The sequence below is a fragment of the Salinibacterium sp. ZJ450 genome (assembly GCF_011751885.2).
Taxonomy (GTDB): domain Bacteria; phylum Actinomycetota; class Actinomycetes; order Actinomycetales; family Microbacteriaceae; genus Ruicaihuangia.
This window is the reverse complement of the sequence record NZ_CP061771.1, coordinates 16,513-39,891: the sequence shown is the minus strand read 5'-3', so window position 1 is coordinate 39,891 and position 23,379 is coordinate 16,513. Positions and strand designations below refer to the sequence as shown.

Sequence of the window (23,379 nt, the reverse complement as noted above, 5' to 3'; positions counted from 1 at the left end):
ATGCCGCTCCTGAAGAACCCCCTCGACCGCGACATCCTGCGTCTGGCACTGCCGGCCCTCGGCGCGCTGATCGCGGAACCGTTGTTCCTGCTCACCGACACCGCGCTGGTCGGCCATCTCGGCGAGAACGCGCTGGCCGGGCTCGGCATCGCGAGCATTGTGCTGCAGACCGCCCTCGGCCTGCTCGTCTTTCTCGCCTATGCCACCACTCCTGCCGTGGCGAGACGGCTCGGCGCGGGCGACACTCCCGGTGCGATCCGGGCGGGCATCGACGGCCTGTGGCTCGCGGTGATCGTCGGCGCGCTGCTCGTGATGATCGGTGCACCGAGCGTGGAACCGATCGTCACCGCGTTCGGGTCGACGGATGCCGTGAACCAGGCGGCCACCACCTACCTGGCCATCTCGCTCTGGGGCATGCCCGCGATGCTGCTGGTGCTCGCCGCCACCGGCCTGCTGCGCGGCCTCCAAGACACCCGCACCCCGCTCGTCGTCGCCACCGTCGGGTTCGCCGCGAACGCCGGGCTCAACGCGCTGTTCATCTACGGGTTCGGCTGGGGCATCGCCGGCTCGGCGATGGGAACCGTTCTCGCGCAGTGGGGCATGGCCGCCGTGTACCTGGTGATCGCGGTGCGCGCCGCCCGTGCCACCGCGGTGTCGCTGCGGCCGGGCCTTGCCGGTGTCACCGGGGCCGCCAGCTCGGGCGGCTGGCTGCTGTTGCGCACGCTGTCGCTGCGCATCGCCATGCTCGCCACCGTGGTCGTCGCCACCGGCCTCGGCGTCGAAGAACTCGCCACGATGCAGATCGCCCTCACCCTGTTCTCCACCGCGGCATTCGCCCTGGACGCTCTGGCCATCGCCGGGCAGGCGATGATCGGCCACGGGCTGGGCGCCTCCGACGTCGACCGAGTGCGGGCGATCACCACCCGCCTGATCCAGCTCGGCATCCTCGCCGGGCTCGCCATCGGTGCCGTGATCGCGCTCACCAGCGGGGTCATCGGCCCGGTGTTCACCTCGGATGCCGCGATCCACCAGTCGCTGTCGGTGGTGCTGCTGGTGATGGCGGTGGGCGTGCCCCTCGCCGGCTACGTGTTCGTGCTGGACGGGGTGCTGATCGGTGCCGGCGATGCCAAATACCTTGCGCTCACCGGCATCCTCAACCTGGTCGCGTACCTGCCGATGCTCGGCGTGCTGGCCTGGCTGCAGCCCACCGGCGACAGTGCGCTTGTCTGGCTGTGGCTCGCGTTCGGCCTCGGTTACATCGGCGCCCGCGCGCTGACGCTCGGGCTGCGCGCCCGCAGCCCGCACTGGATCCTCACCGGCGCCTGAGCCTGCGCCGCGAGATGCACCGGGCAGCGACGCCGCCCGATTGGGCGCGCTAGCGTTGGGCGCACCACTCGACCGAGGATCCGCATGACCGAACAACCCTCGCACCGCCGCGGCTCAGCTGGTGGCCTCACCAGAGGCCAGCTGACCGCCTGGCGAAACGCCCTGTTCGTGATCTTTGGGCTGTCCGGGCTCGGCATGGCCAGTTGGATGGCCAGGGTGCCCGCCGTGCGCGATGTGCTCGGTGCGTCGACCGCCGAGATGGGCTGGCTGATCTTCGGACTGTCTGCGGGGTCGATCCTGGGACTCACGGCATCCGGTCACATCGTCGCCACCTTCGGGGCTCGCTCCACCATGGCCGCGGCCACCGCACTCGGCGCGGCGGGCCTCGCGCTGACCGGCCTGGTCGTCACCCTGACCGCCAACTTCTGGCTCGCCTTCGCCGGGCTCGCCATCCTCGGTATCGGCATGGCAGTCTGCGACGTGGCGATGAACGTGTCTGGTGCCGCCAACGAACGGGCCCTGGGCCGCACCGTGATGCCGATCTATCACGCGTTCTTCAGCTTCGGCACCATGATCGGCGCCGCCCTCGGCGGACTGGCCGAACTGGCCGACCTTCCCCTCGCCACGCACATCGGCAGCGTCGCCTTGGTGATGGCGATCGGTGCGGTGATCGCCGCCCGCTACGCGCACTCCGAGCACGTGATCGGGCCAGGGCAGACGGCGCCGCCGCCGACCACCTGGCGGGAGCGGCTCGGCGTCTGGCGGCACTCGCGCACTCTGCTGATCGGCGTGATCGTGCTCGGGATGGCGTTCGCTGAGGGCTCCGCGAACGACTGGCTGGCACTGGCCATGGTCGACGGGCACGGCGTCGACAATGCCACCGGGGCGTTCGTGTTCGGGGTGTTCGTGACGGCGATGACCGTCGGCAGGATCGTCGGGGTCAAGGTGCTCGACCGGTACGGCCGGGTGCCGGTGCTGCGCGGCTCGGCCGTGCTCGCCTCGGTCGGCCTGCTGATCGTGATCCTGGTGCCGAACGCCTGGGTCGCCGGATTCGGCGTGGTGCTCTGGGGGCTCGGCTCGGCGCTCGGCTTCCCGGTGGGCATGTCCGCCGCCGCAGACGACCCGCGTACCGCAGCGGCCACCGTCAGCGCGGTCGCCACGGTCGGCTACTGCGCGTTTCTGGTCGGGCCCCCGGTGATCGGCTTCCTCGGCGAACAGGTGGGCCTGCTGAGCGCTCTGCTGGTGGTGCTGGTGCTGGTCGCCGCGGCCGGGGCGGTGGCGGGGGCCGCGCGGGAACCCGCCGACCCGCGGTAAGCGCGCCGGAGCCCACCTCCCGCGGCGACCGCGGCGAAATCGGCCGACCGCGGCCGCCGCGGCACCGCATCTCGGCCGTTATGGCCGCGCTCGCAGGGACGCCCCGTAAACTCTGGGGGTGCGTCTCGTCATTGCCCGCTGCTCCGTCGACTATGCCGGTCGTCTGAGCGCGCATCTCCCCCTCGCAACCCGACTGCTGATGCTGAAAAGCGACGGCAGCCTGCTGGTACACAGCGACGGCGGAAGCTACAAGCCGCTCAACTGGATGAGCCCGCCGTGCACGATCACCGCGCAGGCTCCCGACGAGGAGCAGGCGGATGCCGGCATCGCCGAGGTCTGGAAGGTCACCCAGACCAAGACCGGCGACGTGCTGCTGGTGAGTATCTACGAGACCATCCACGACAGCGCCCACGACCTGGGCGTCGACCCCGGCCTGCAGAAAGACGGCGTCGAGGCGCACCTGCAGAAGCTGCTGGCCGAGCAGATCGAGCTTCTCGGCGACGGCCACACCCTGGTGCGCCGCGAGTACATGACGGCGATCGGCCCGGTCGACATCCTGGCGCGCGACGAGAACGGCTCGAGCGTCGCGGTCGAGATCAAGCGCCGCGGCGACATCGACGGCGTCGAGCAGCTCACCCGCTACCTGGAGCTGATGAACCGTGACCCGCACCTCTCCCCGGTGCAGGGCGTGTTCGCGGCGCAGGAGATCAAACCGCAGGCCAGAACGCTGGCGCTGGATCGCGGCATCCGTTGCGTCACCCTCGACTACGACGCGATGCGCGGCCTCGACGACAGCCACTCGCGATTGTTCTAGCGAGACGCGATGGATGTCTTCAGCGCCCTGATCACCGCCGTGGGAACGGTCGGCGTGCTGGCGGTGACGGGCACGGTCACCGCGGTCATCGTGATCGCGCGGCGGTCCCGGTCCAAAGCGGCACGCCCGAGCGTGGCCGGTGCTCCGGAGCGCGAGAGCATCCGATCGCTCGAGCTTGACGCCGGCAGTGCCCTGGTGCGCGTCGATGATCTGATCCATGATGCCGAGGACGAGCTCGGCTTCGCCCTCGCGCAATTCGGTGAACGGGAGACGCGCGACTTCGCTCGGGCGATCGGCGAGGCAAAGCGTGACGTGCGTGAAGCCTTCGCCCTCAAGCAGCGGCTCGACGACGCGGTGCCCGACACCGACCGGCAGCAGCGCGACTGGAACCGTCGCATCCTGGTGCTCTGCGCGGCGGCCGAGGCGGCGCTCGGCGAGCACGAGCGCGACTTTGAAGCACGCCGCCGGCGGGAATCGAGTGCCCCCGCAGACCTCGAGCGGGTGCGCGACCGGATAACCGCGACCCGCGCCAGGCTCGAGGCGCTCGGCGCAGGTCCGGATGCAGTCCCAGATGCCGGCGCGGTACCGGATGCCGGCGCAGTTGCGGATGCGGTTCCGGATGCCGGCGCGGTACCGGATGTCGCTGGCCCGCGCTTCGCGCAGGTTGAGCGCCTACTCGCCGAGGCCGATGGCACCGCTAACCGTGCTGAGGGGTTACTCGGCGGACGTGAGCCGGTGAGCCCCCTCATCTGGCAGGCCGAACGGAGCGCGACCGCCGCCGACCGGGTGCTCGACGCGGTCCAGCGGGCCGAGCAGGATGCCCGCCGCGCGACGGCGGAGCTCGGTACCTTCATCGCGCGCACCCGCGACAACCTGAGTGAAGCCAAACTTGAGCGCGACCGCAACCCTGATCCTGACCAGCGCGACAGCGTGAACGCCGCGATCGCCGAGGTGGAGGACGAGCTCGCCGCCGTGGACCACAACGAGGCGCGGGCATCGATCGACCGTCTGCACCGCGCGGTCGACCGACTCGACACCGCCCTCGCCGGTGCACGCAGCGCCGAGCGGCGACTCGCTCAGGCCAGGGACGCGCTGGATGGCGCACTGCATCAGGCGGTCAGCCACATCGCGGCGGCCACCGACTTCATTGCGGCCCACCGCGGCCGCGTCGGACCGGACGCCCGCACCCGGCTCGCCGAAGCCGAACGCCAGCTCGACCTGGCCCGCGCCGAGGCCGACCCTGTCGCAGCGCTCGATGCCGCGCGCCGGGCCTCCACCCGGGCGATCGACGCCGACGCCCTGGCCCGCTACGACGCCCTGCACCGCTGACCATGCGGAGCGTCTCACACCATGCGGCGGTACGTAGCCCCGCATGGTGTGAGAAACCCCGCGCGGTTGGGAAAGCCCCGCGATTGGCAGCTGCGCCGACCGATTGACGCGACGCCGCTCGGTAACTATTCTGAGCATCCCATCGGCCGTCCCTCGGCCGAGTCACGGCGTTCACGACCCGACACCGTCCACCCGACGAAAGCTGGTGTGATGTGACTGACGTCGACCATCCCCGGGAGCGGATGCGGCACCTCGGTTTCGGCCTCACCTTCTTGGTGATCGCCGTCATCCAGGTCGGCGCGGCACTCATCGCGGCCGGTCTCGCCGACGTCACCGCGTTCGGGATCCCGCTGGCGATCGGCGGCCTGCTCGTCGCATTCGGCGCCAGCTACCTGCTGCTCAGCGAACCGAGCAGCGGCAGCGGCCGTCGCATCGCGCAGCTCAAGGTCTACCGGTGGTGCTTCGGCGTCGCACTGGGGGTCAGCCTGCTGACCATCCTGCTCGCGGCCGTGCTCGGCTCGGCGGTGCCGTTCGTCATCGGCGCCATCGCCACGGTGATCGCCTACATCGTGTTCGTCGTGCTGGTTCGCATGGCGAAGTGAGAAGGAAGCCTAGGCTGAACCCACCATGACCTACAGTTGCATCCTGCTCGACCTCGACGGAACGATCCTCGATTCCGCACCCGGCATCATCAAGACCCTTGAGTTCACGCTCGAGCGCATCGGTCGGCCGATCCCCGGCCCCGCCGAGCTGCTCAAGTGGGTCGGCCCCCCGATCATGGATTCATTCCGTGACCTCGCCGGCCTGAACCCGGCAGAATCCGAGCACGCCCTCGCCGTTTACCGCGAGAAGTACCTGGATGACGGCGCATACGACGCCACCCTGTTCCCCGGGATGCCGTCGATCATCCGCGACATCCACCGGCACGGGATCCCGCTCTCGCTCGCCACGAGCAAGCCGGAACTGCCCGCCACGCTCATGCTTGAGCACTTCGACCTTGCCCGGCACTTCACCGTGATCACCGGGGCGTCAGAGGACGAAACCCGAAGTGCGAAGGCGGATGTCGTCGCCGAGGCCCTGATCAGGCTCGACCGTCTCGGTGTCGACATCTCGAACCCGGTGATGGTCGGTGACCGCGAACACGACATCGCGGGCGCCGCCGCGAACGGGGTTCCCACGATCGCGGTCGAATGGGGTTACGGATCACCGGTCGAGTACGTGGGCGCCGTGGCGCTCGCGAACACCCCGGCCGAGCTGTGGATGCTGCTGTTCGCCCAAGAGATCGAGGAAGAGGAGGAGCGCGCGGTCGCCAACTGATGCGACATCCGCGCGCTCCCCTGCCCTGCTAGCTCTGGTGCTCCGGCCGCTCCACCATGAAGTCGCCTCCCGGGTACACCACGCTTTCATGTCCGTCGTCGAATCGCACGGTGTACGGCGGCCCGCCATCGGGCCCGCGAACCTCGATGATCTCGCCATGTCGGTCTGACGACTCCACTGTCTTACCGCGAATGATGATGCGGTCTCCTTGTTGAGCGCGCATGAGCGTTTCCTTCCTCTCGCCCGCTCAGCCCTGAGCGGGCGCTCCCGCAATGTTGACCAGCCAGCTGACGCCGTACTTGTCGACCAGTTGGCCGAAGCTGTCGCCCCACGGCGCCTTCTCGAGCGGCATCGACACCGTGCCTCCCTCGCTCAGCCGCTCCCAGTAGCCGCGCAGCGCGGAGTCATCGTCGCCACTCAGCGACACCGCGTAGTTCGTGCCGGCGGTGTAGTCCATGCCGTTCGGGGTGTCTGCGCCCATCAGGGTGAAGCCGTTGTCGGTGGTCAACTGGGCGTGCATGATCTTGTCCTGCTCGGCCGGATCCTCGGACGCCTGATACTCGCCGAACGTGCTGAGGGTCAGGTCACCGCCGAATACCGACTGGTAAAAGGTCATCGCGTCCCTCGCGGAATCGCGAAAGCTCAGATACGGATTAAGAAGCGTGCTCATGTGTCGTTCCTTCCGATCGGTGGGTGTTCGATCCCCATTCTCGGTCAGAAGCCTCGCCACCGCGAGGGGTGGCTTCCCTCAGCGCAGGTTCAGCGCTTGGGTCCGCCGATGCAGCCGGCGGAGTCGCGACGGAACAGCATCCGGCGAACCACGGCGGGCACCTTCGCCGAGTATGTGTGCTCGTGGAATTCCCCGGGCAGGCCGGTCAGTTCGTGTGTGTAGGTGTGCGAGGCCACGGCGACTTCGCCGCGGGCCTTGCCCTGCGCGGGGAGCACGAAGCCGAGGAAGTAGCCGACTGCTGCGAGTAGGCCGCCCAGAAGGAGTTCGGTCGGAGACATGGTGGATCACTTTCACTGGCGTGGCACCGGCGTCGCGTGGGCGGCGGGGGTGCGCGTATGGAGCAGCTTCTCGGCAAGTCCCCCGGCCCACCGGCGAGCCGACACCGACGTTACGCCAGCCGTGCCGAGTGGTTGCTGAATGACGGCTTCGCCCGATCGCGCGTAGCGTGGCTGCATGGCCGAGCGCACGAGTCCCATCCCGACCGGATGAGCGGCACGACTCGTCGGGTGTTCGGGGCCGCGCGCTTTCTGCTCGCCGGCGTCTGGGTGTTCGCGCTGATCGGCGATATCGAGTACACGCTGGGCTTTCCGGCATCCGTGATCGGCAACTTTTTCAGTTATTTCACGGTGCAGAGCGCGATTATTGCGGTGGCCGTCTTCATCGCCGGCGGCATTCTCGCCGAATTGCGGATGTCGGATCCACTGTGGTTCGACGTGCTGCGCGCGCTGGTGACCACGTACACGGTGTCCTCTGGCCTGGTCTCGGTGGTGATTCTCAGCCAGTGGGCGGTCAACGACGTGCGGGTGGATGTGCCGTTCTCGAGCCAGCTGCTGCACTTCTGGCTGCCGCTCGCGGCTCTTGCCGACTGGCTGTTCGCGCCCGGCCGGGTGCATGTGAGCGGCGTGACCGCGCTGCTGTCCGTGCCGTTTCCGCTGGTCTGGGGCGTCTTCACCTTCATCCGCAGTCCGCTCGTGGGGTGGTATCCGTACTTCTTCCTCGACCCGGTTCAGGTGAACCCCTGGGAGACGGCGCTGTACTGCGTCGGAGCCCTCGCCGTGATCGCCGGCGTCGCCGCCCTGCTTGCCGCGACCACCCGGTGGGACCCGGTCACCCGCAGTCGTTCGGTCACGGCCGAGCGAAGGGTTCGAGACTGAGCAGAGCCCCGCGCAGCACGTCGTCGTCGGTCAACTCGGCGACCCGGCGGGCGGCGTCACCGGTGGCGATCCCCATCAGCACGGGGTCGCCGGTGAATGGCTGCAGGTTGACCCACATGGCGAAGTCGGTTTCGGTGCCCACCGTGCGCCAGAGCGCGGTGGTGGCCTGCCAGAACGGTTCGTCGAACCGCAGCCAGACTTTCTCGAGGGCGCCCATTCCCAGCGCGTCGATCGCCGCACGGTGGCCGAACGGCAGTGGCGGGTCGAACTCGAGTGCGCTCGACTTGAGGACGCCGAGCGGAGCGGTGATGATCACCCGGTCCACGGTCAGCGACTGACCGGTTGCGAGGCGCATGCTGACCCCCGCCTCGGTGTGCACGATGCGGGTGACCACGCTCGAGCTCACGACGTCCAGCCCCTCCGCCTCGCGCTCGAGCACTGCCATCATGCCGCCGAGCACGATCTGACCATCGCCCGCCTGTTCGCTCACCCCGTACCAGGCCGACAACTCGTCCGCGGGCGCGCCGACATCCGCCGCCAGCTGCGTCTGCAGGTATTGCGCCAGCCAGTCGGCCTCGGAGATGGCGCCGGTTGTCGACACCTCGCCCGCGCCGGAGTCGGCGATCGCCGTGTCCACTGAGACGTCCCGGCGGCCCGCGGCGGCCCAAGCGACGGCCTCGGCCACGACCTCCGCAGGCACCGGCGACTGCTCCACTACGGCGCCGTCCGGGGCGCGGGTCTCAACGGTCTCCGGCAGTGCGCGCACGGTCAGCCCGCCGTTCTTCAGCTCCTCGACCAGGGGGTCGCCGGTGCCGTTCTGCAGGAATGACGCGCCCAACTCGATCGGGAACGGCCAGTCGTCGGACTCGTAGGTGGCGATGCGTCCGCCGATGCGGTCGCGTGCCTCGATCACCACCACCTCGAACCCGGCGTCCGCGAGTGCCCGCGCGGCAGCAAGGCCGGCCGCCCCGGCGCCGATCACGCCGATCCGCTCGCCGACGGCTGCCAGATCGGCCACCTGCTGCGCGGCGGCGCGCCCCGATCCGATCGCCCCGGTCACGGTGCCGGGGTTCGCGGATACCGCCTCCCCAGAGAAGAACAGTCGATCCTCGACGGCGGTCTGCAGCGTCGCGCGGTCATCCGGATTCGACCCTGTGGCGTAGAAGCTGGCCGCGCCCCGCGAGAACGGGTCGGTCGACCAGGCGGTGCGCCGGAACGCGGCGGGCGTAGGCACCAGGGCGGGCGTCGGTGACGCGGTGGCTGTCGGGGACGGCGTGGGCGGCCGCTGGTCGGTGCAGCCGACGAGGCCGGCGATGGCAAGGCTCGATGCCGACGCGATCAGGAAGGTCCGCCGATCCATGGATGCCACTGTGCCTCGGCTCTCTCCCACATCGAGTGCCCGTCTGTTTGCCGACCAACTTACTCCGCCGTACGCGAAAAGGGCCGGTCGGCACCGTCGGCGGCATCCTCACGGATGCGACGCACGAAGAACGAGAACACCACACCGATCAGCGCGATGACTCCGCCGACCATGAACGCGGTCTGCGCACCCTCGGCCTGGGCGAGCGCGGCGTCGGCCCCGGCGGTGGCAGCGATCGCCGCCCCGATGGTCATCCCTGCGATGAGCACCGCGGTGCCCGCCGCACCGGCGAGCTGCTGCAGGGTGTTCATGATCGCGCTGCCGTGCGGGTACAGGCGACGCGGCAGCGAGCCGAGCCGACGGCCATCAGGATGGCTCCGGGGACCAGTCGAAGCGTAAGTGTTTTTTCTCAGTGACCGAGGTTCGCCGCGATCCGCCGGAATGCTGGAAGGCTGGCCTGGATCTGCGCCTGTTCCACCGGTGACAGTTGCGAGACGGCGATCTCGAGCGCCTCGCCCCACGCCGTTTCCAGAAGAGTCTTGACTCGCAGGCTCTCCGGCGTCGGATACAGCGACACGTACCGCTTGTCGGCGATGTCGCGGGTGCGGGTGACGAGGCCCAGCGCCACCAGCTCACGCAATTGCGTGCTCACATTGCTGAACTGACGGCCGAGCCTCGCGGCCACCTCAGCCACGGTGATGCCGGGATTCGATTCGATGACTCGGATGATCTCAATCGCGCCGTTCGGCAGCGGCTTGACGTCGGTTCCCTCGAGCGACTTTCGGCGCACCTCCGAGGAAATGTCATGCAACGCCACCGCGAGGGCTCGATGGTCCACCGCGGGTCCAGCCGGCGCATCCGGAACAGTTGTCATGTCATAAACATAAGGCTTGCGACATCCATGAAGTCCCGACGAGACAACGCTCAGCGCGCCAGCGACGCGGCGCCGAGCAGGTCGTCGACGGCCGCCGTGCCGAAGATCTGATCGGCCGCGATGAGCGCGAGCCCCGAGACCCCGGCCAGTTCTCGCAGGTCGGATGTCGCGATCTGCAGATTGCGGGTGGCGAGCGGCAGCGCCCGCTGGTAGACCCGTTCGCGCACCCCAGACAGCAGCACTTCGTCGCATTCGGCCAGTTGCCCAGACACCACGATCATCGCCGGGTTCAGGATGCTGACCAGCCCGGCAACCGCATCGCCGAGCACCCGCCCCGCCTGCCGCACCAGCCGCACCGCATCGAAGTTGCCTTGCCGCACCAGCGCGACCACGTCGGCGGTGTGTTCGGTGGCGATGCCGTGCTCGGCGAGATCCCGCATGATCGCCCACCCACCGGCATATGCCTCCACGCAGCCGACGTTCCCGCAGCGGCAGTGCGGAGCAGAGCTGTCGTTCGCCGGCGCCGCCCTGGTGTGACCGATGTCTCCGGCTGCGCCCTCGCTGCCCCGGATGATCTGACCGTTGAACACGAGACCCGCGCCGATTCCGGTGCCGATTTTCAGGCTGATCAGATTGTCGACCTGCCGGGTGCGCGACTCCGCCACGGCGCGGGCATTGGCGTCGTTCTCGACGATCACCGGCCCGGAATACCGCTGGGAGAACCAGCCGGCGATGTCGAACCGGTCCCAGCCGGTCATGATCGGCGGATTGACCACCCGCCCCGCCGCGAACTCGACCGGACCGGGAACCCCGATCCCGATCCCACAGACTTCGGCGTCATCACGCAGACTCTCGACGGCATCCTGCACCGTCTGCAGCACGCGCGCTGGGCCCTCCCACACGTTGATCACCCCTGCGGCGCTCCGCAGCGGTGTGCCGGCCAGATCGCAGACCGCGACCGTGAACCCCGAGGCGCCGATGTCCGCGGTGAGCAGCACCCCACGGTTCTTGTTGAACACGAACCGACTGGACGGGCGGCCGCCGGTCGACTCTCCCCCTTCGATCGGCGTGATGAGATTCGACGCGAAGAGCGCGGTCAATCGCTGGTTCACGGTCGACCTGGACAGGCCGGACATCTCGATCACGTCGGTGCGGCTCAGCTCCCCGTGCTTGCGGAAGAGCGTGAGGACGTCCCCCATCAGCGGTCGGCCATCGATTGAAGTCAAGAAAAGCTCCATTGCTGTCGGGGTGATCATTCGGCATATTAGCCGTTTCACGAGAAAACTTACCGCTACTTTTGGGTTGCGTCCACACAAAAGGTGTCGTAGTTTGACTCCACCGGCACATAGTGGTGCCACTGACCTCGCTGAGGATGAAGAAGATGTCAAGCAAAGATGCAAGATGGACGCACCTCATGCGCGTCACCGTTCCAATCGGAGCTCTCGCTCTCGTCCTGGCGGGCTGCGCGACGGGAGGTGACGGCGGGGGCGGCACCACCGAAGCTCCCTCCTCGGACAAGGTCGCCGCCGTGATCAAGGGCCTCGACAACCCGTTCTTCCAGGCGATGGAAGACGGCATCAACGACACTGCGGAGCAAGACGGCGTGGACGTCACGGTGCAGGCCGCCGCCGATATCGGCGACACTACCGGCCAGGCCGACAAGCTCACCGCCCTCGCCGGGCAGGACTTCGGCTGCTACATCGTGAATCCCATCAGCGGCACCAACCTGGTGCAGGCACTCAGCCAGATCTCCTCCGCCGGTAAGGCCATCGTCAACATCGACAGCCCCATCGATCCCGACGCTGCGGAGACCGCGAACCTCGACATTGCGACATACATCGGCACCGACAACGGTGCGGCCGGCGGCAAGGCCGGCGACTTCGTGGTGGAGCAGGTGCCGGCATCCTCTGAAGTTGCCATCATCGGCGGCATCGCCGGAGACGTGACCAGCGCCGCCCGAATCGACGGGTTCAAGGAGGCGGTCGGCGACACACTCACCGTTGTGCAGGAATCCGCAGCGGATTGGAAGCGCGAGCTGGCTCTCACCGCGGCGACCGACATCATTGCCGCCAACCCGAACGTCACGGCGTTCTTCGCCGCGAATGACGACATGGGTCTCGGCATTGTGAAGGCAATCGAGAATGCCGGACTCACCGGCCAGATCGTCGTGGTCAGCGTGGACGGCAACCAGGACGCGCTCGAGTCTGTGGAGGCGGGCGGCCTGACCGCAACCGTCGCCCAGTACCCGTACGCCATCGGATCGCTCGGCGTCCAGGCCTGCGAGGTGGTCGCCGGCGGCGAGACCCTGCCGGAGAACATCGAATCGCCGACCGCCCTGGTCACGAAGGATGTCGCTGCCGACGCCATCGCGGCATTCCCGCAGCCGTTCGAAGAGTTCGAGAACCCGCTGACCGACCTGCTGGCCGAGTAGCCTCGCCGAGCATCGAGAACGGTGAACATCATGAGTACCGCTGAAGCAACACGACCGAAAGCGATGACCTCACTGGTCGACAACGCACGACAGCTCAGTTTCTGGGCAGAGCACGCCGCCCCGATCGGGCTGGTGGTGCTGGTGATCGTCTTCTCGATCCTCAGCCCGACCTTCCTGACGCTCGGCAACATCCGCGCCATGCTCGTGGCCGCCGCCATCCTGGTGGTGCTGGCGATCGCCCAGGCGTTCGTCATCACCACCGGCGGTATCGACCTGTCGATCGCGGCAACGATGACCTTCGGCGCGATCAGCTTCGGGCTGGCTTGGCAAGCCGGACTCGGCTTTTGGCTCGCGGCGCTCGTGGCTCTCGTGGCGGCCGGGGCCATCGGGTTGATCAACGGCTTACTGATTGCCAAGGGCAAAGTCACTGACTTCATCGCCACGTTAGGAACCCTGGGGGTGGCCACAGGTCTCTCACTCATCGTGTCAGACGGCAAGCCGATCACCGTCAACAGCACCGAACTGCTGACCCTGACCACCGGATCGATCGGGATCTTCGGATTCCCGATCATCCTCGCCGCGATCATCGGGGTTCTCACCTGGTGGGTGATGTTCCGAACTCGGTTCGGCCTGCACGTGCAAGCGGTCGGTGGGAACGAGGAGAGTTCCGTGGCCAACGGCATCGCCGTGGCCAAGGTTCGCATTGTGGTCTACCTCATCTCCGCCGGGCTCGCGGGTGTCGCCGCGATCCTGCTGGTGGCGAGAGTGGGCGCCGCGGAACCGGCGATCAACACGGGCTTCCTGCTCAACTCCATTGCCGCAGTGGTACTTGGCGGCGTGAGCCTCACCGGCGGCAAGGCACGGATCGGCGGGCCCATCATCGGCGCCCTGCTGCTGACGGCCCTCGCCAACGGCCTCACTCTGCTCGGCGTGTCCCAGTTCTACCAGCCGCTCGCCGTCGGACTCGTCGTGGTCCTGGCAGCCCTACTCACGAGGTACCAGAAGAAATGACCGATACAGCAGCAGCGGCCACGCCGACCAAGGCCGGCTCCGACATCATCCTGTCGGCAACCGAGATCACCAAGTCGTTCGGCGGGGTACACGCCCTGAAGGGCGCCTCGATCCAGATGCGGCGCGGCGAGATCACCGCACTCATCGGCGACAACGGGGCCGGCAAGTCGACCCTCGTGCGCTGCCTCTCCGGCGTGCACCGGCCCGACTCCGGCACCATCCGGCTGGATGGTGAGGATGTCACGTTTGAAACCCCCAACCTGGCGCGCAAGCACGGTATCGAGACCGTGCACCAGAACCTCGCGCTGGTCGAGGAGCTCGCCGTCTGGCAGAACTTCTTCCTCGGGCGCGAGATCACCCGCGGCTTCGGACCGTTCCGCACGCTGGACCGCAAACAGATGAAAGCCAGCGCCAGCACCCAGCTCGGTAATCTCGCGGTCAATGCACCACCCGTTAGCAACAGAGTTCGACGGCTGTCCGGCGGCCAGCGGCAGGCCGTTGCCATCGCCCGGGCGGCCGGCTACGGCAGCAGGATCGTGATCATGGATGAGCCCACGGCGGCTCTCGGCGTGCAGGAGACCGCACGCGTGGAGAAGGTCATCAACACCCTCCGTGATTCCGGGGTCGCGGTGCTGCTGATCAGCCACAACTTCGAACAGGTGATGCGCCTGTCGAACCATGTCTGGGTGATGCGCGGCGGGCTGGCCGTGGCTGAGCGCCGCACCACAGAGACATCCGGCGACGAACTCGTCGCCCTGATCACCGGCGCGAAAGCCGCCTAGGGCACCTGCCCACCAGTCACGAAGGAACCACATGTTGAACAACAAATTGGGTGTCCACGCGCTCGTTTTCTCCGGCGGAACCACGCCCGCCGAGGTCGAGTACACCGTCGGTGAGGCGAAGAAAGCCGGCTTCGACCTGCTCGAGCTGTCACTGCATGACGCGGTGAATCTGGATGTCGCGGCGGCGAAGTCGGCGCTCGAGGCCGCCTCGCTCGGCATCGTCTGCTCTCGCGGACTCGCCTTCGACGCCGACGTATCAAGCGAGGATTCTGCCGTGGTCGCCCGCGGCGCGAAGCTGCTCGAGGACTCGCTGCGGATCACCCACGAGCTGGGCGGCACCCACTTCACCGGGGCGCTCTACAGCGCGCTCGGTAAGTACGGGCACCCGCTCAGCACGGCCGGCCGCAACAACGTCGTCGCCGTGCTGCGCGACCTCGCCAAGGAGGCGGCGACGAAGAACATGACGCTCGGCCTCGAGGTCTGCAACCGGTACGAGACCAACGTGGTCAACACGGCGAGCCAGGCCCTCGCCCTCGCCGATGACATCGGGGAGGACAACGTGCTGATCCACCTCGACAGCTATCACATGAACATCGAGGAGGACGATTTCGTGCGGCCGATCATGCTCGCCGGCGACCGGCTCGGCTACGTGCACGTCGGCGAGAACCACCGCGGCTACCTCGGCAGCGGGCACCTGGACTTCATCTCGTTCTTCCACGCCCTGGTCGACATCGGCTACACCGGTGCGATTACCTTCGAGTCGTTCTCGTCCGCGATCGTGTCGCCCACCCTGTCCAACGACCTCGCCATCTGGCGCAACCTGTGGGACGACGGCCCGGAGCTGGCCGCGCACGCGCACGACTACCTGCGCACCGCCCTGGGCGGCAACCGTGTCTCATCCTGATCAGGAGGCCGCGGCATCCGTCATCCCCGTCGCACAATTGGATGCGCTCGCCCAGCGGGCGATCGGGCTGATGCGTCCGGGGCAGCGGGTGATCCTCGGCATCACCGGGAGCCCGGGGGCCGGCAAGACCACGGTTGCGCGGGGGCTGGTGGAGCGGCTGAACCAGCTGCTCGCTGGCGAGCAGTCGTCGATCGAACGTGCCGCCTACCTGCCGATGGACGGCTTCCACCTGGCCAACGCGACCCTCGACCGGCTCGGCAACCACGACCGCAAGGGCGCCATCGACACCTTCGACGGCTGGGGCTTCGTCGCCCTGCTCGGCCGGCTGCTGGTGGAACTCGATCACCCGGTCTATGCGCCGAGCTTTGACCGGAGAGTCGACGAAGGGATCGCGGCCGAGCTTGTCGTGCTGCCGGAGGCCGAGATCGTCGTGGTGGAGGGCAACTACCTGCTCGTCGATCAGAAACCCTGGTCTGCCATCCACGGGCTGCTCGCCGAAGCCTGGTACTGCGACACGTCCTCCGACGAACGGTTGCGCCGACTGGTCGACCGGCACGAACGCCACGGCCGCTCCCCCGAAGCCGCACAAGCCTGGGCCGAATCGGTCGATGGTGTCAACGCGCTGCTGATCGAGTCAACGCGCGACCGCGCCGACCTGGTCGTCTCCGGCGGCTAGCCCCCACAATCGACCCATCGACCGAAATGCAAGAAGGCCGACCGGGAACCCGGTCGGCCTTCTAATCTGTGAGTGCGCGAGGGGGGACTTGAACCCCCACGCCCTTTCGAGCACTGGCACCTGAAGCCAGCGCGTCTGCCAATTCCGCCACTCGCGCTCACATGGCCCTTACGAACCAACTCAGCGAGATTACCACAGTCTTCAGCCTCGCTTTCAGCGCTACCCACTAACATCAGTGAGGAACATCTGGCCGAGCGGGGAAGTCTTTGGGTCTACTGGACAATTTCGAACGAGGTCTCGAGAGGGCTGTCAACGGCGCCTTTGCGAAGACGTTCAAAAGCGGACTGCAGCCTCTCGAGATCACAAGCGCGCTCCGACGCGAGCTCGACACGAAGGCCGCGGTCGTCGCGCGCGACCGCATTCTGGTGCCAAACCAGTTCACGGTCGGCCTGTCGCGCCACGACTATGCGCGCATGGCGAACCTCGGGCCGGCGCTGATCGACGAACTCATCGGGCAGGTGCAGCGACACGCCACCGCCCAGCACTACTCCTTCTCCGGCGGCATCTCGATCAAGCTGGTCGAGCGCGACAACCTCACAGAGGGCATCCTGCAGGTCGACTCCGTGAGCGTGCAGGGTCAGGTGGCTTGGACGCCGGTTCTGGATGTCGCGGGCAAGCGCTATCCGCTCGCCAAGGGCCGCACGGTCATCGGCCGCGGCTCCGAAGCCGACATCACCGTGGATGACCCCGGAATTTCGCGCAAACACGTCGAGGTGCTCTGGGACGGCACCCGCGGTCAGGCCAACGACCTGAACTCCACCAACGGCTCGAAGCTGAACGGGGAGCCGCTGCGCAGCGCCCTGCTCGAGCCCGACTCGGTCATCGACATCGGCCGCACCCGTATTGTGTTCAGGGTGCTTGCCCAGTCCACCCCCACCGATCAGGACACCCGACGGTGACTAGCGAACTGACGCTGCTTGTGCTGCGCCTGGGTTTCCTGGCGTTGCTCTGGCTGTTCGTCTTCGCCGTCGTCTATGCCTTGCGCACCGACATGTTCGGGCACAAGGCGCGCAAGCTGCCGCCCGGCGAGGTGCCGTCGGCCGCCCAGTTCCCGTCGGCGCAGGCCGCACCGGTGCCGGCGCCCGCCCCCGTGCCGGCTCCCACTCCGGTCGCGGCGCGCGCCTCCGCGGCATCCGAACCCACTGAAGCGCTGTCATTCTCCAACGATGCCCCGGCGAGCCGGTTGGTGATCACATCCGGTCCGAAGGAGGGCATGGAGATCACACTCGGCGGCGAACAGGTGACCATCGGCCGCTCTAGCGAGTCAGGCCTCGTCATCCGCGACGACTACACATCCACCCACCACGCCCGCCTGATGCTCTGGAACAACGAGTGGATGGTGCAGGATCTCGACTCAACCAACGGAACCTTCCTCGCCGGCACCCGCGTGACCGTGCCCACCAAGGTCCCGTTGAACACGCCAGTCAAGATCGGCACCACAACGTTTGAGCTCCGGCGGTAGTTGATGGCCAGCAACCCCAAGAGCGTCGCCGTCTCGCATGTCGGCAAGATCCGGTCGAATAACCAGGATTCCGGCTATGCGGGCGCGCACCTCTTCGTCGTGGCCGACGGAATGGGGGGCCACGCCGGCGGCGACGTCGCGTCGGCGATCGCGATCAAGCGCATCATCGACGCGGACAAGGCGTATGAGTCCGCCGCAGACGCCGAGTTCGCGCTCAAATCCGCGCTGATCGCCGCTAACTCGCTGCTCGCCGAAGCGGTGTTCGAGCACCAGGAACTCACCGGCATGGGCACAACCGTGAGTGGTCTGCTACGGGTCGGCGACGAAATGGCGCTCGCCCACATCGGCGACTCGCGCATCTACCTCTACCGGGACGGCGAACTGACCCAGGTCACCGCCGACCACACGTTCGTGCAACGCCTCGTCGACAGCGGCCGCATCACGCCAGAGGAGGCGGCGGTGCATCCCCGACGATCAGTGCTGATGCGCGTGCTCGGCGACGTGGACGCCTCCCCCGAGATCGACACCACGATCGTGCGTACCCGGCCGGGCGATCGCTGGCTGATCTGCTCCGACGGGCTCTCCAGTTACGTCACAGACGACAGAATCCGATCGGCGCTCAGCCACCACCCGAACACGAAGGATGCCGCCAACCGACTGGTGAAGGAGAGCCTCGACCAGGGCGCGCCGGACAATGTCACCGTGGTGCTCGTCGACATCGACGAGTCAGGCGAGTCGTCGGCGCACACTCCGGTAATCGTGGGATCCGCGGCACAGCCGCTCACCTACGAAAGCGAGGCGGGACGATCGGCGCTGCGTCTGCCCACCCTGCTGCTGCATCCGCTGAAGGCGACCAAACCCGACCCCAGCCACTTCGAGCCGGAGAGCGAGGAGTACCTCACCGCGCTGATCGACGAGGATCGGCGCCGAGCCCGGCGCCGCCGCATCACCTGGCTAGTGGCGCTTGCGCTCGTGCTCGCGGTGGTGGCCACCGGTATCGTGGCCGCGTACCAGTGGACGCAGACACGGTTCTACGTCGGCGCCTATGACGGTGAAGTGGCAATCTACCAAGGGGTGCAGCAGGGCCTCGGCCCCATCCGGCTCTCGAATGTGTACGAAGAGACCGGAATCCCGCTCGACGACCTGCCGCCGTACTGGCTATCCAGCGTCGAGTCCACAATCAACGCCGATGATCTCCCCGACGCCAGGGCAATCGTCGATCGGCTGGAGGTGATGGCGGATGAGTAAAGTCAGTCCAGACGCCGGGCCACGCACAACAATCTCCGAGACGATCCGCATCAAACTGAGGCAGCCGGCGAAGCTCCGCAACCTCGAACTGGTGCTGCTGTTCGTCGCGTTCGCGATCGGCGGGGCGGCGATCGCCCTCTCGCAACTCGGAGTCACCGACCAGATCGACTGGAGCGTACTGTGGCTCGCGTCGGGTCTCGCCGTGCTGATCCTCGGAACCCACGTGGCCTTGCGGGTGACCGCACCCGAGGCGGATCCGTTCATCCTCCCCATCGTCACCACGCTGAACGGGCTCGGGATCGCGATGATCTACCGGCTCAGCCTTGCCGACGGCGACGTCGGATGGGGAAGCGCCGGAGTGCGTCAGATCGTCTGGACGGCGCTGGCGATCCTCGTGTCGCTGGCGGTGCTGCTCCTCATCCGCAACCATCGGGTGCTGCAGCGCTACCGCTACATCGCCATGTTCACCGGCATCGTGCTGCTGCTTCTGCCCATGCTGCCGGGCATCGGCCGGGAGGTGTTCGGTGCCAGGGTGTGGATCAGCGTCGGCCCGTTCTCGTTCCAGCCCGGTGAGATCGCCAAGATCGCCCTCGCGGTCTTCTTCGCCGGTTATCTGGTGACCGCGCGCGACAACCTGTCACTAATGGGCACCAAGTTCCTCGGCATGCGTTTCCCGCGGATGCGCGATCTGGGGCCGATCCTCATCATCTGGGCGGCCGCCATGGCAGTGCTGGTGTTCCAGCGCGACCTCGGTACCTCACTGCTGTACTTCGGCCTGTTCCTGGTGATGATCTACGTCGCCACCGGCCGCGCCAGCTGGATCGTGCTCGGTCTCGTGCTGTTCCTCGGCGGAGCACTGGTCGCCAGCCAGGCGCTCACCTATGTCAACGGCCGATTCGACGCCTGGCTGAACCCGTTCAACCAGGACAACTACGATGCCGCACTGCACGGCAGCTACCAGCTCGTGCAAGGGCTGTTCGGCATGGCCAACGGCGGCATGATCGGCTCCGGCCTCGGCAGTGGCCGGCCCGACATCACCCCTCTCGCCGACAGCGACTTCATCGTCGCCTCGCTCGGTGAGGAACTGGGCCTCGTCGGCATCTTCGCCATTCTGTGCCTGTACCTGCTGCTGGTCTCGCGTGGCTTCCGCATCGCGTTCCTCGGCCAGGACGACTTCGGTCGCCTGCTCGCGGTCGGGCTGTCGTTCGTGATCGCGTTGCAGGTGTTCATCGTGATCGGCGGTGTCACCCGCGTCATCCCGCTCACCGGACTCACCACGCCGTTCCTCGCTGCGGGCGGGTCGTCCCTGCTCGCCAACTGGATCATCGCCATTTTGTTACTTCGCCTGTCTGACACCGTCCGCAATCAACCGCAACTGGTGGTGGAATCATGAACAAAGAACTCCGTCGCGTCAGCGCGGCCGTGCTGATCATGTTCCTTGCCCTGTTCGGCTCCAGCACCATGATTCAGGTGGTGCAGGCCGACACCCTGCAAGCCGATGACCGCAACGTTCGCACCCTGTACGACAGCTACTCCGCGGAACGCGGGCCGATCCTCGTCGACGGGGTGCCGGTCGCGCAGTCGATGCCGGTGGATTCGCCGTACAAGTTCCTGCGCCAGTACCCGCAACCCGATCTGTACGCGCACGTCACCGGGTACTTCACCCTGAACCAGGGCAACAGCGGGGTCGAGGGCGCGCTCAACGACTACCTGAGTGGAACCGCCAACGAGCAGTTCCTCGACAACATCACCTCGGTGTTCACCGGGCAGACCCCGAAGGGCGCCTCGGTTGAGCTGACCATCGACCCGGTGGTTCAGCAGGCGGCCTGGGACGCCCTCGGCGACAACTCGGGAGCCGTGGTGGCGCTCGACCCGAAGACCGGTGCGATTCTCGCCATGGTCTCGAAGAAGAGTTACGACCCGAATCTGCTCGCCTCACACAACACCCGCGATGTCATCGCGCAGTACGACGCCCTGCTCAACGACCCGGCCGACCCTCTGCAGAATCGGGCCATCTCCGGCGACCTTTACCACCCCGGGTCGGTGTTCAAGGTGCTGGTGGCGGCCGCCGCGATCGACAGTGGCAAGCTCGCCGCCGACAGCCAGATCCCGAACCCGCCGACGCTGACGTTGCCCGGAACCTCGTCCGTCGTCCGCAACTCCGGCGACAGCAACTGCGGCGGCGCCGAAACTGTGTCGGTCACCGATGCGCTGCGCCTGAGTTGCAACGTCGCTTTCGCGCAGATCGGTCAGACGATCGGTGCCGAGACGCTCTCCGATTACGCCGAAGCCTTCGGGTTCGGTGACAGCCTCGATATCCCGATGTCGACCACGCCGAGTCAATACCCCATGCCGGATGACGAACCGGAACTGATGCTGTCGTCCTTTGGCCAGGCCAGCACTCGCGTGACCCCGTTGCAGATGGCCATGGTCTCGGCCGCGGTCGGCAACGGCGGGACGCTGATGACGCCCACCCTGGTCGAGAGCATCACTGCCCCAGACTTGACCGAACTGCAGGGACCGCAGGTCGAGGTGTACAACGAGCCGATCAGCCCGGAAACAGCGGAGGCGGTCAAGCAGATGATGGTCGCGGCCGTGAGCGATGGTGTGTCGAACAATGCAAGAATAAGTGGGGTTGAAGTGGCGGGGAAGACGGGCACGGCTGAAAACGCCGTGGGCGAGCCGTACACGCTCTGGTTCACCGGATTCGCTCCAGCGAGCGACCCGGAAGTAGCGGTAGCGGTGGTCGTGGAAGATCGTGGGGGTCGTGGGCAGAACGCCTACGGGAACACTGTTGCCGCGCCCATTGCACGACAGGTGATTGAGGCGGTGCTGAGTAGATGAGACCCACAAGCGGGCTCACCTTCGGGGGTCGGTACCAGCTCTCATCCCGTATTGCCATTGGCGGTATGGGTGAGGTCTGGCAGGCAACTGACCTGGTGATCGGACGCACCGTCGCGATCAAGATCCTCAAAGACGAGTACATGGGAGACCCCGGGTTCCTCGAGCGCTTCCGCGCCGAGGCCCGGCACGCCGCCCTGGTCAGCCACGAGGGCATCGCCAACGTCTTCGACTACGGCGAGGAGGAGGGCAGCGCCTACCTGGTGATGGAGCTCGTTCCCGGTGAGGCGCTCAGCGCCATCATCGAACGCGAACGCGTGCTGTCCACCGATCGAGTTCTCGACATCGTGGCGCAAACCGCGAACGCGCTGCAGGCGGCGCACGCCGTCGGGCTGGTGCACCGCGACATCAAGCCCGGCAACCTGCTGATCACGCCGGAGGGTCGCGTCAAGATCACCGACTTCGGCATCGCGCGGATCGCCGATCAGGTGCCGCTGACCGCCACCGGTCAGGTGATGGGCACCGTGCAGTACCTCTCGCCGGAACAGGCGAGCGGCCACCCGGCGTCTCCGTCCACCGACATCTACTCGCTCGGCATCGTGGCGTACGAGGCCCTCGCCGGGCGTCGCCCGTTCACCGGTGAGTCGCAGGTCGCGATCGCGATGGCGCAGATCAACGAGGCACCGCCGGAGCTGCCTGCAACGGTGGCCGAGCCGGTGCGCAACCTCGTGTACTCCAGCATCGCCAAGCGCCCGGACGAGCGTCCCGCCTCGGCGGCCCACCTGGCCCGCGCCGCGCAGGCTCTGCGTCGCGGCGATGTCGCCGGTGCCGCCCTCGCCGTGCCCGCGGTCGCCGGCGGTGCCGCGATCTCCACCCTCACAGGTGCAGCAGGGTCGGATGCCGCCACCCGCGTGCTGACGACCCCCACGATGACCGCCGCCGGCCCCACCGACACCGCCCAGGTTCCGGTGGAGGAGAAGAAGCGCAATCCGTGGACCTGGCCGCTGATCGCCATCGTCACACTGCTGGCCATCGTGCTGATCGGGGTGCTGATCGCCCTGTTCGCCAACCCCGGCGACGAGACTCCGACCGAAACCAGCACGTCGGCCGCGCCGCAAACGCCTACGCCCACTCCGACGCCGACCCCATCACCGACGAGCAGCACCGTCTTCGCCGACCGGGATGAGCTGCTCGGCAAGAACCGCGATGAGGTGCAGCAGCTGATCGACTCACTCGGGCTGTCGCTCGACCCCGTCAGTGGCAGCACGGCGCCGACCCCCGCGCAACAGGGCCTGTCATACGACGCCACCCCCACCGGCAACGTGCAGCCGGGCACCACGATCCGCGTCACGTTCTACTCGGAGATTCCGTCACCGGGCGCCCCGGGCGCGGCAACGGCCGATCCGGCGCGGGCCGAAACCGGTGGCACGGTGGATATCTCCTGGCCGCAGTACACCGGATGCTCGAACGGAACCTCCCTGACCGGGTACAGCTTCACCATCTCATCGAACGGCCGGTTCGAGGACATGCAAGACAATGTGGCGGGCCCTGGACGCACCAGCGCCGTCGTGCAGATCATGGAGGCCACCCAGCCGGTCACCATCAGCTACACGGCAAACTGCGGCGAGTTCGTTTCGGAGACTTCGCCGACGCTCACAATTCCGGTTGAGGCAGGCCAGGCGCCCACACCCTCTCCCACCAACGGGGCTCCCGCCACCGTGGCACCGGTCCTTTAGTAACCCTCCC

The 23,379-nt window shown here is 67.4% G+C and carries 25 protein-coding genes and 1 tRNA gene; 18 read left to right on the top strand and 8 right to left on the bottom strand.

Annotated elements, in window-relative coordinates; genetic code table 11:
• The 6 genes from HCT51_RS00215 (at position 1) to HCT51_RS00190 (ending at position 6,100) form a co-directional block, all read left to right on the top strand.
• Complete coding sequence (locus HCT51_RS00215) at positions 1–1,326, top strand: MATE family efflux transporter (RefSeq protein WP_166876622.1); 1,326 nt, start codon at positions 1–3, stop codon at positions 1,324–1,326.
• 84 nt (positions 1,327–1,410) lie between these two features.
• Entirely contained in the window at positions 1,411–2,640 is a 1,230-nt protein-coding gene (locus HCT51_RS00210; RefSeq protein ID WP_166876625.1) for an MFS transporter, read from the top strand.
• 118 nt (positions 2,641–2,758) lie between these two features.
• Positions 2,759–3,454, top strand: a complete 696-nt coding sequence (nucS, locus tag HCT51_RS00205) for an endonuclease NucS (protein ID WP_166876629.1) — start codon at positions 2,759–2,761, stop codon at positions 3,452–3,454.
• Positions 3,455–3,463: 9 nt separating this feature from the next.
• Positions 3,464–4,783: a hypothetical protein gene (locus tag HCT51_RS00200; RefSeq protein ID WP_166876632.1), complete on the top strand. Its 1,320-nt coding sequence runs from the start codon at positions 3,464–3,466 to the stop codon at positions 4,781–4,783.
• A gap of 212 nt (positions 4,784–4,995) precedes the next feature.
• Entirely contained in the window at positions 4,996–5,385 is a 390-nt protein-coding gene (locus tag HCT51_RS00195) for a hypothetical protein (protein ID WP_166876635.1), read from the top strand.
• A gap of 25 nt (positions 5,386–5,410) precedes the next feature.
• Entirely contained in the window at positions 5,411–6,100 is a 690-nt protein-coding gene (locus HCT51_RS00190; protein WP_166876638.1) for an HAD hydrolase-like protein, read from the top strand.
• A gap of 28 nt (positions 6,101–6,128) precedes the next feature.
• On the opposite strand, the gene HCT51_RS00185 is transcribed toward HCT51_RS00190, so the two are convergent.
• The 3 genes from HCT51_RS00185 to HCT51_RS00175 form a co-directional block, all read right to left on the bottom strand.
• Positions 6,129–6,323 carry a DUF1918 domain-containing protein gene (locus HCT51_RS00185; protein ID WP_166876641.1) on the bottom strand — a complete coding sequence of 65 codons (195 nt, stop codon included), beginning with the start codon at positions 6,321–6,323 and terminating at the stop codon, positions 6,129–6,131.
• Between the two features lie 24 nt (positions 6,324–6,347).
• Positions 6,348–6,770, bottom strand: a complete 423-nt coding sequence (locus HCT51_RS00180; RefSeq protein WP_166876644.1) for a VOC family protein — start codon at positions 6,768–6,770, stop codon at positions 6,348–6,350.
• Positions 6,771–6,859: 89 nt separating this feature from the next.
• Entirely contained in the window at positions 6,860–7,108 is a 249-nt protein-coding gene (locus HCT51_RS00175; protein WP_166876648.1) for a hypothetical protein, read from the bottom strand.
• A gap of 207 nt (positions 7,109–7,315) precedes the next feature.
• On the opposite strand from HCT51_RS00175, the gene HCT51_RS00170 reads away from it, so the two are divergent.
• Positions 7,316–7,984 carry a Pr6Pr family membrane protein gene (locus tag HCT51_RS00170; protein ID WP_166876651.1) on the top strand — a complete coding sequence of 223 codons (669 nt, stop codon included), beginning with the start codon at positions 7,316–7,318 and terminating at the stop codon, positions 7,982–7,984.
• On the opposite strand, the gene HCT51_RS00165 is transcribed toward HCT51_RS00170, so the two are convergent.
• From HCT51_RS00165 to HCT51_RS00150, 4 genes are all read right to left on the bottom strand, one after another.
• Entirely contained in the window at positions 7,956–9,344 is a 1,389-nt protein-coding gene (locus tag HCT51_RS00165) for a flavin monoamine oxidase family protein (protein ID WP_166876654.1), read from the bottom strand. The two genes, HCT51_RS00170 and HCT51_RS00165, sit on opposite strands and share 29 nt — an antisense overlap.
• A 59-nt stretch (positions 9,345–9,403) precedes the next feature.
• Positions 9,404–9,655 (bottom strand): multidrug efflux MFS transporter, encoded by a 252-nt coding sequence (locus HCT51_RS00160; RefSeq protein WP_166876656.1) that lies wholly within the window; start codon positions 9,653–9,655, stop codon positions 9,404–9,406.
• Positions 9,656–9,753: 98 nt separating this feature from the next.
• The gene (locus HCT51_RS00155; RefSeq protein ID WP_166876658.1) at positions 9,754–10,218 is read right to left on the bottom strand and encodes a MarR family winged helix-turn-helix transcriptional regulator; all 465 of its coding nucleotides are present in this window, start codon (positions 10,216–10,218) and stop codon (positions 9,754–9,756) included.
• A 50-nt stretch (positions 10,219–10,268) separates the two neighbouring features.
• Positions 10,269–11,444, bottom strand: a complete 1,176-nt coding sequence (locus tag HCT51_RS00150; RefSeq protein WP_166876661.1) for an ROK family transcriptional regulator — start codon at positions 11,442–11,444, stop codon at positions 10,269–10,271.
• Positions 11,445–11,599: 155 nt separating this feature from the next.
• Here HCT51_RS00150 and HCT51_RS00145 point away from each other — a divergent pair, with 155 nt between their 5' ends.
• From HCT51_RS00145 to HCT51_RS00125, 5 genes are read left to right on the top strand one after another with little or no spacing between them, the layout of a single operon-like run.
• A complete protein-coding gene (locus HCT51_RS00145; RefSeq protein ID WP_224760592.1) occupies positions 11,600–12,649 on the top strand; it encodes a sugar ABC transporter substrate-binding protein in 1,050 nt (349 codons plus the stop codon).
• 30 nt (positions 12,650–12,679) lie between these two features.
• Positions 12,680–13,660 (top strand): ABC transporter permease, encoded by a 981-nt coding sequence (locus tag HCT51_RS00140; protein ID WP_224760591.1) that lies wholly within the window; start codon positions 12,680–12,682, stop codon positions 13,658–13,660.
• Positions 13,657–14,442 carry an ATP-binding cassette domain-containing protein gene (locus HCT51_RS00135; RefSeq protein WP_166876664.1) on the top strand — a complete coding sequence of 262 codons (786 nt, stop codon included), beginning with the start codon at positions 13,657–13,659 and terminating at the stop codon, positions 14,440–14,442. The genes HCT51_RS00140 and HCT51_RS00135 overlap by 4 nt, the downstream gene beginning before the upstream one ends.
• Positions 14,443–14,473: 31 nt before the next feature.
• A complete protein-coding gene (locus HCT51_RS00130; protein WP_166876667.1) occupies positions 14,474–15,346 on the top strand; it encodes a sugar phosphate isomerase/epimerase family protein in 873 nt (290 codons plus the stop codon).
• Positions 15,333–16,022: a nucleoside/nucleotide kinase family protein gene (locus HCT51_RS00125; protein WP_224760590.1), complete on the top strand. Its 690-nt coding sequence runs from the start codon at positions 15,333–15,335 to the stop codon at positions 16,020–16,022. Before HCT51_RS00130 ends, HCT51_RS00125 begins: the two co-directional genes overlap by 14 nt.
• Before the next feature lie 73 nt (positions 16,023–16,095).
• Here the strand turns inward: HCT51_RS00125 and HCT51_RS00120 are convergent.
• Positions 16,096–16,179 (bottom strand) — tRNA-Leu (locus HCT51_RS00120).
• Positions 16,180–16,288: 109 nt separating this feature from the next.
• Here HCT51_RS00120 and HCT51_RS00115 point away from each other — a divergent pair.
• From HCT51_RS00115 to HCT51_RS00090, 6 genes are read left to right on the top strand one after another with little or no spacing between them, the layout of a single operon-like run.
• Positions 16,289–16,981 (top strand): FhaA domain-containing protein, encoded by a 693-nt coding sequence (locus tag HCT51_RS00115; protein WP_166876670.1) that lies wholly within the window; start codon positions 16,289–16,291, stop codon positions 16,979–16,981.
• On the top strand, positions 16,978–17,544 hold the full coding sequence (locus HCT51_RS00110; RefSeq protein ID WP_224760589.1) for an FHA domain-containing protein FhaB/FipA: 567 nt from the start codon (positions 16,978–16,980) through the stop codon (positions 17,542–17,544). The genes HCT51_RS00115 and HCT51_RS00110 overlap by 4 nt, the downstream gene beginning before the upstream one ends.
• Before the next feature lie 3 nt (positions 17,545–17,547).
• Complete coding sequence (locus tag HCT51_RS00105; protein WP_166876673.1) at positions 17,548–18,792, top strand: PP2C family protein-serine/threonine phosphatase; 1,245 nt, start codon at positions 17,548–17,550, stop codon at positions 18,790–18,792.
• On the top strand, positions 18,785–20,185 hold the full coding sequence (locus HCT51_RS00100; RefSeq protein ID WP_166876678.1) for an FtsW/RodA/SpoVE family cell cycle protein: 1,401 nt from the start codon (positions 18,785–18,787) through the stop codon (positions 20,183–20,185). Before HCT51_RS00105 ends, HCT51_RS00100 begins: the two co-directional genes overlap by 8 nt.
• Complete coding sequence (locus HCT51_RS00095) at positions 20,182–21,636, top strand: peptidoglycan D,D-transpeptidase FtsI family protein (protein ID WP_166876681.1); 1,455 nt, start codon at positions 20,182–20,184, stop codon at positions 21,634–21,636. The genes HCT51_RS00100 and HCT51_RS00095 overlap by 4 nt, the downstream gene beginning before the upstream one ends.
• Complete coding sequence (locus tag HCT51_RS00090; RefSeq protein ID WP_224760588.1) at positions 21,633–23,369, top strand: protein kinase domain-containing protein; 1,737 nt, start codon at positions 21,633–21,635, stop codon at positions 23,367–23,369. Before HCT51_RS00095 ends, HCT51_RS00090 begins: the two co-directional genes overlap by 4 nt.
• Positions 23,370–23,379: the final 10 nt, after the last annotated feature.

Excerpts from the sequence above, each read along its gene's own strand:
- HCT51_RS00155 (WP_166876658.1), bottom strand. The coding sequence starts at position 10,218 with ATGACAACTGTTCCGGATGCGCCGGCTGGACCCGCGGTGGACCATCGA.
- HCT51_RS00135 (WP_166876664.1), top strand. The coding sequence starts at position 13,657 with ATGACCGATACAGCAGCAGCGGCCACGCCGACCAAGGCCGGCTCCGAC.
- HCT51_RS00200 (WP_166876632.1), top strand. The coding sequence starts at position 3,464 with ATGGATGTCTTCAGCGCCCTGATCACCGCCGTGGGAACGGTCGGCGTG.
- HCT51_RS00100 (WP_166876678.1), top strand. The coding sequence starts at position 18,785 with ATGAGTAAAGTCAGTCCAGACGCCGGGCCACGCACAACAATCTCCGAG.
- HCT51_RS00145 (WP_224760592.1), top strand. The coding sequence starts at position 11,600 with ATGTCAAGCAAAGATGCAAGATGGACGCACCTCATGCGCGTCACCGTT.
- HCT51_RS00190 (WP_166876638.1), top strand. The coding sequence starts at position 5,411 with ATGACCTACAGTTGCATCCTGCTCGACCTCGACGGAACGATCCTCGAT.
- HCT51_RS00160 (WP_166876656.1), bottom strand. The coding sequence starts at position 9,655 with ATGAACACCCTGCAGCAGCTCGCCGGTGCGGCGGGCACCGCGGTGCTC.
- HCT51_RS00090 (WP_224760588.1), top strand. The coding sequence starts at position 21,633 with ATGAGACCCACAAGCGGGCTCACCTTCGGGGGTCGGTACCAGCTCTCA.
- HCT51_RS00175 (WP_166876648.1), bottom strand. The coding sequence starts at position 7,108 with ATGTCTCCGACCGAACTCCTTCTGGGCGGCCTACTCGCAGCAGTCGGC.
- HCT51_RS00170 (WP_166876651.1), top strand. The coding sequence starts at position 7,316 with ATGAGCGGCACGACTCGTCGGGTGTTCGGGGCCGCGCGCTTTCTGCTC.
- HCT51_RS00105 (WP_166876673.1), top strand. The coding sequence starts at position 17,548 with ATGGCCAGCAACCCCAAGAGCGTCGCCGTCTCGCATGTCGGCAAGATC.
- HCT51_RS00185 (WP_166876641.1), bottom strand. The coding sequence starts at position 6,323 with ATGCGCGCTCAACAAGGAGACCGCATCATCATTCGCGGTAAGACAGTG.
- HCT51_RS00095 (WP_166876681.1), top strand. The coding sequence starts at position 20,182 with ATGAACAAAGAACTCCGTCGCGTCAGCGCGGCCGTGCTGATCATGTTC.
- HCT51_RS00130 (WP_166876667.1), top strand. The coding sequence starts at position 14,474 with ATGTTGAACAACAAATTGGGTGTCCACGCGCTCGTTTTCTCCGGCGGA.
- HCT51_RS00210 (WP_166876625.1), top strand. The coding sequence starts at position 1,411 with ATGACCGAACAACCCTCGCACCGCCGCGGCTCAGCTGGTGGCCTCACC.
- HCT51_RS00165 (WP_166876654.1), bottom strand. The coding sequence starts at position 9,344 with ATGGATCGGCGGACCTTCCTGATCGCGTCGGCATCGAGCCTTGCCATC.
- HCT51_RS00180 (WP_166876644.1), bottom strand. The coding sequence starts at position 6,770 with ATGAGCACGCTTCTTAATCCGTATCTGAGCTTTCGCGATTCCGCGAGG.
- HCT51_RS00140 (WP_224760591.1), top strand. The coding sequence starts at position 12,680 with ATGAGTACCGCTGAAGCAACACGACCGAAAGCGATGACCTCACTGGTC.
- HCT51_RS00215 (WP_166876622.1), top strand. The coding sequence starts at position 1 with ATGCCGCTCCTGAAGAACCCCCTCGACCGCGACATCCTGCGTCTGGCA.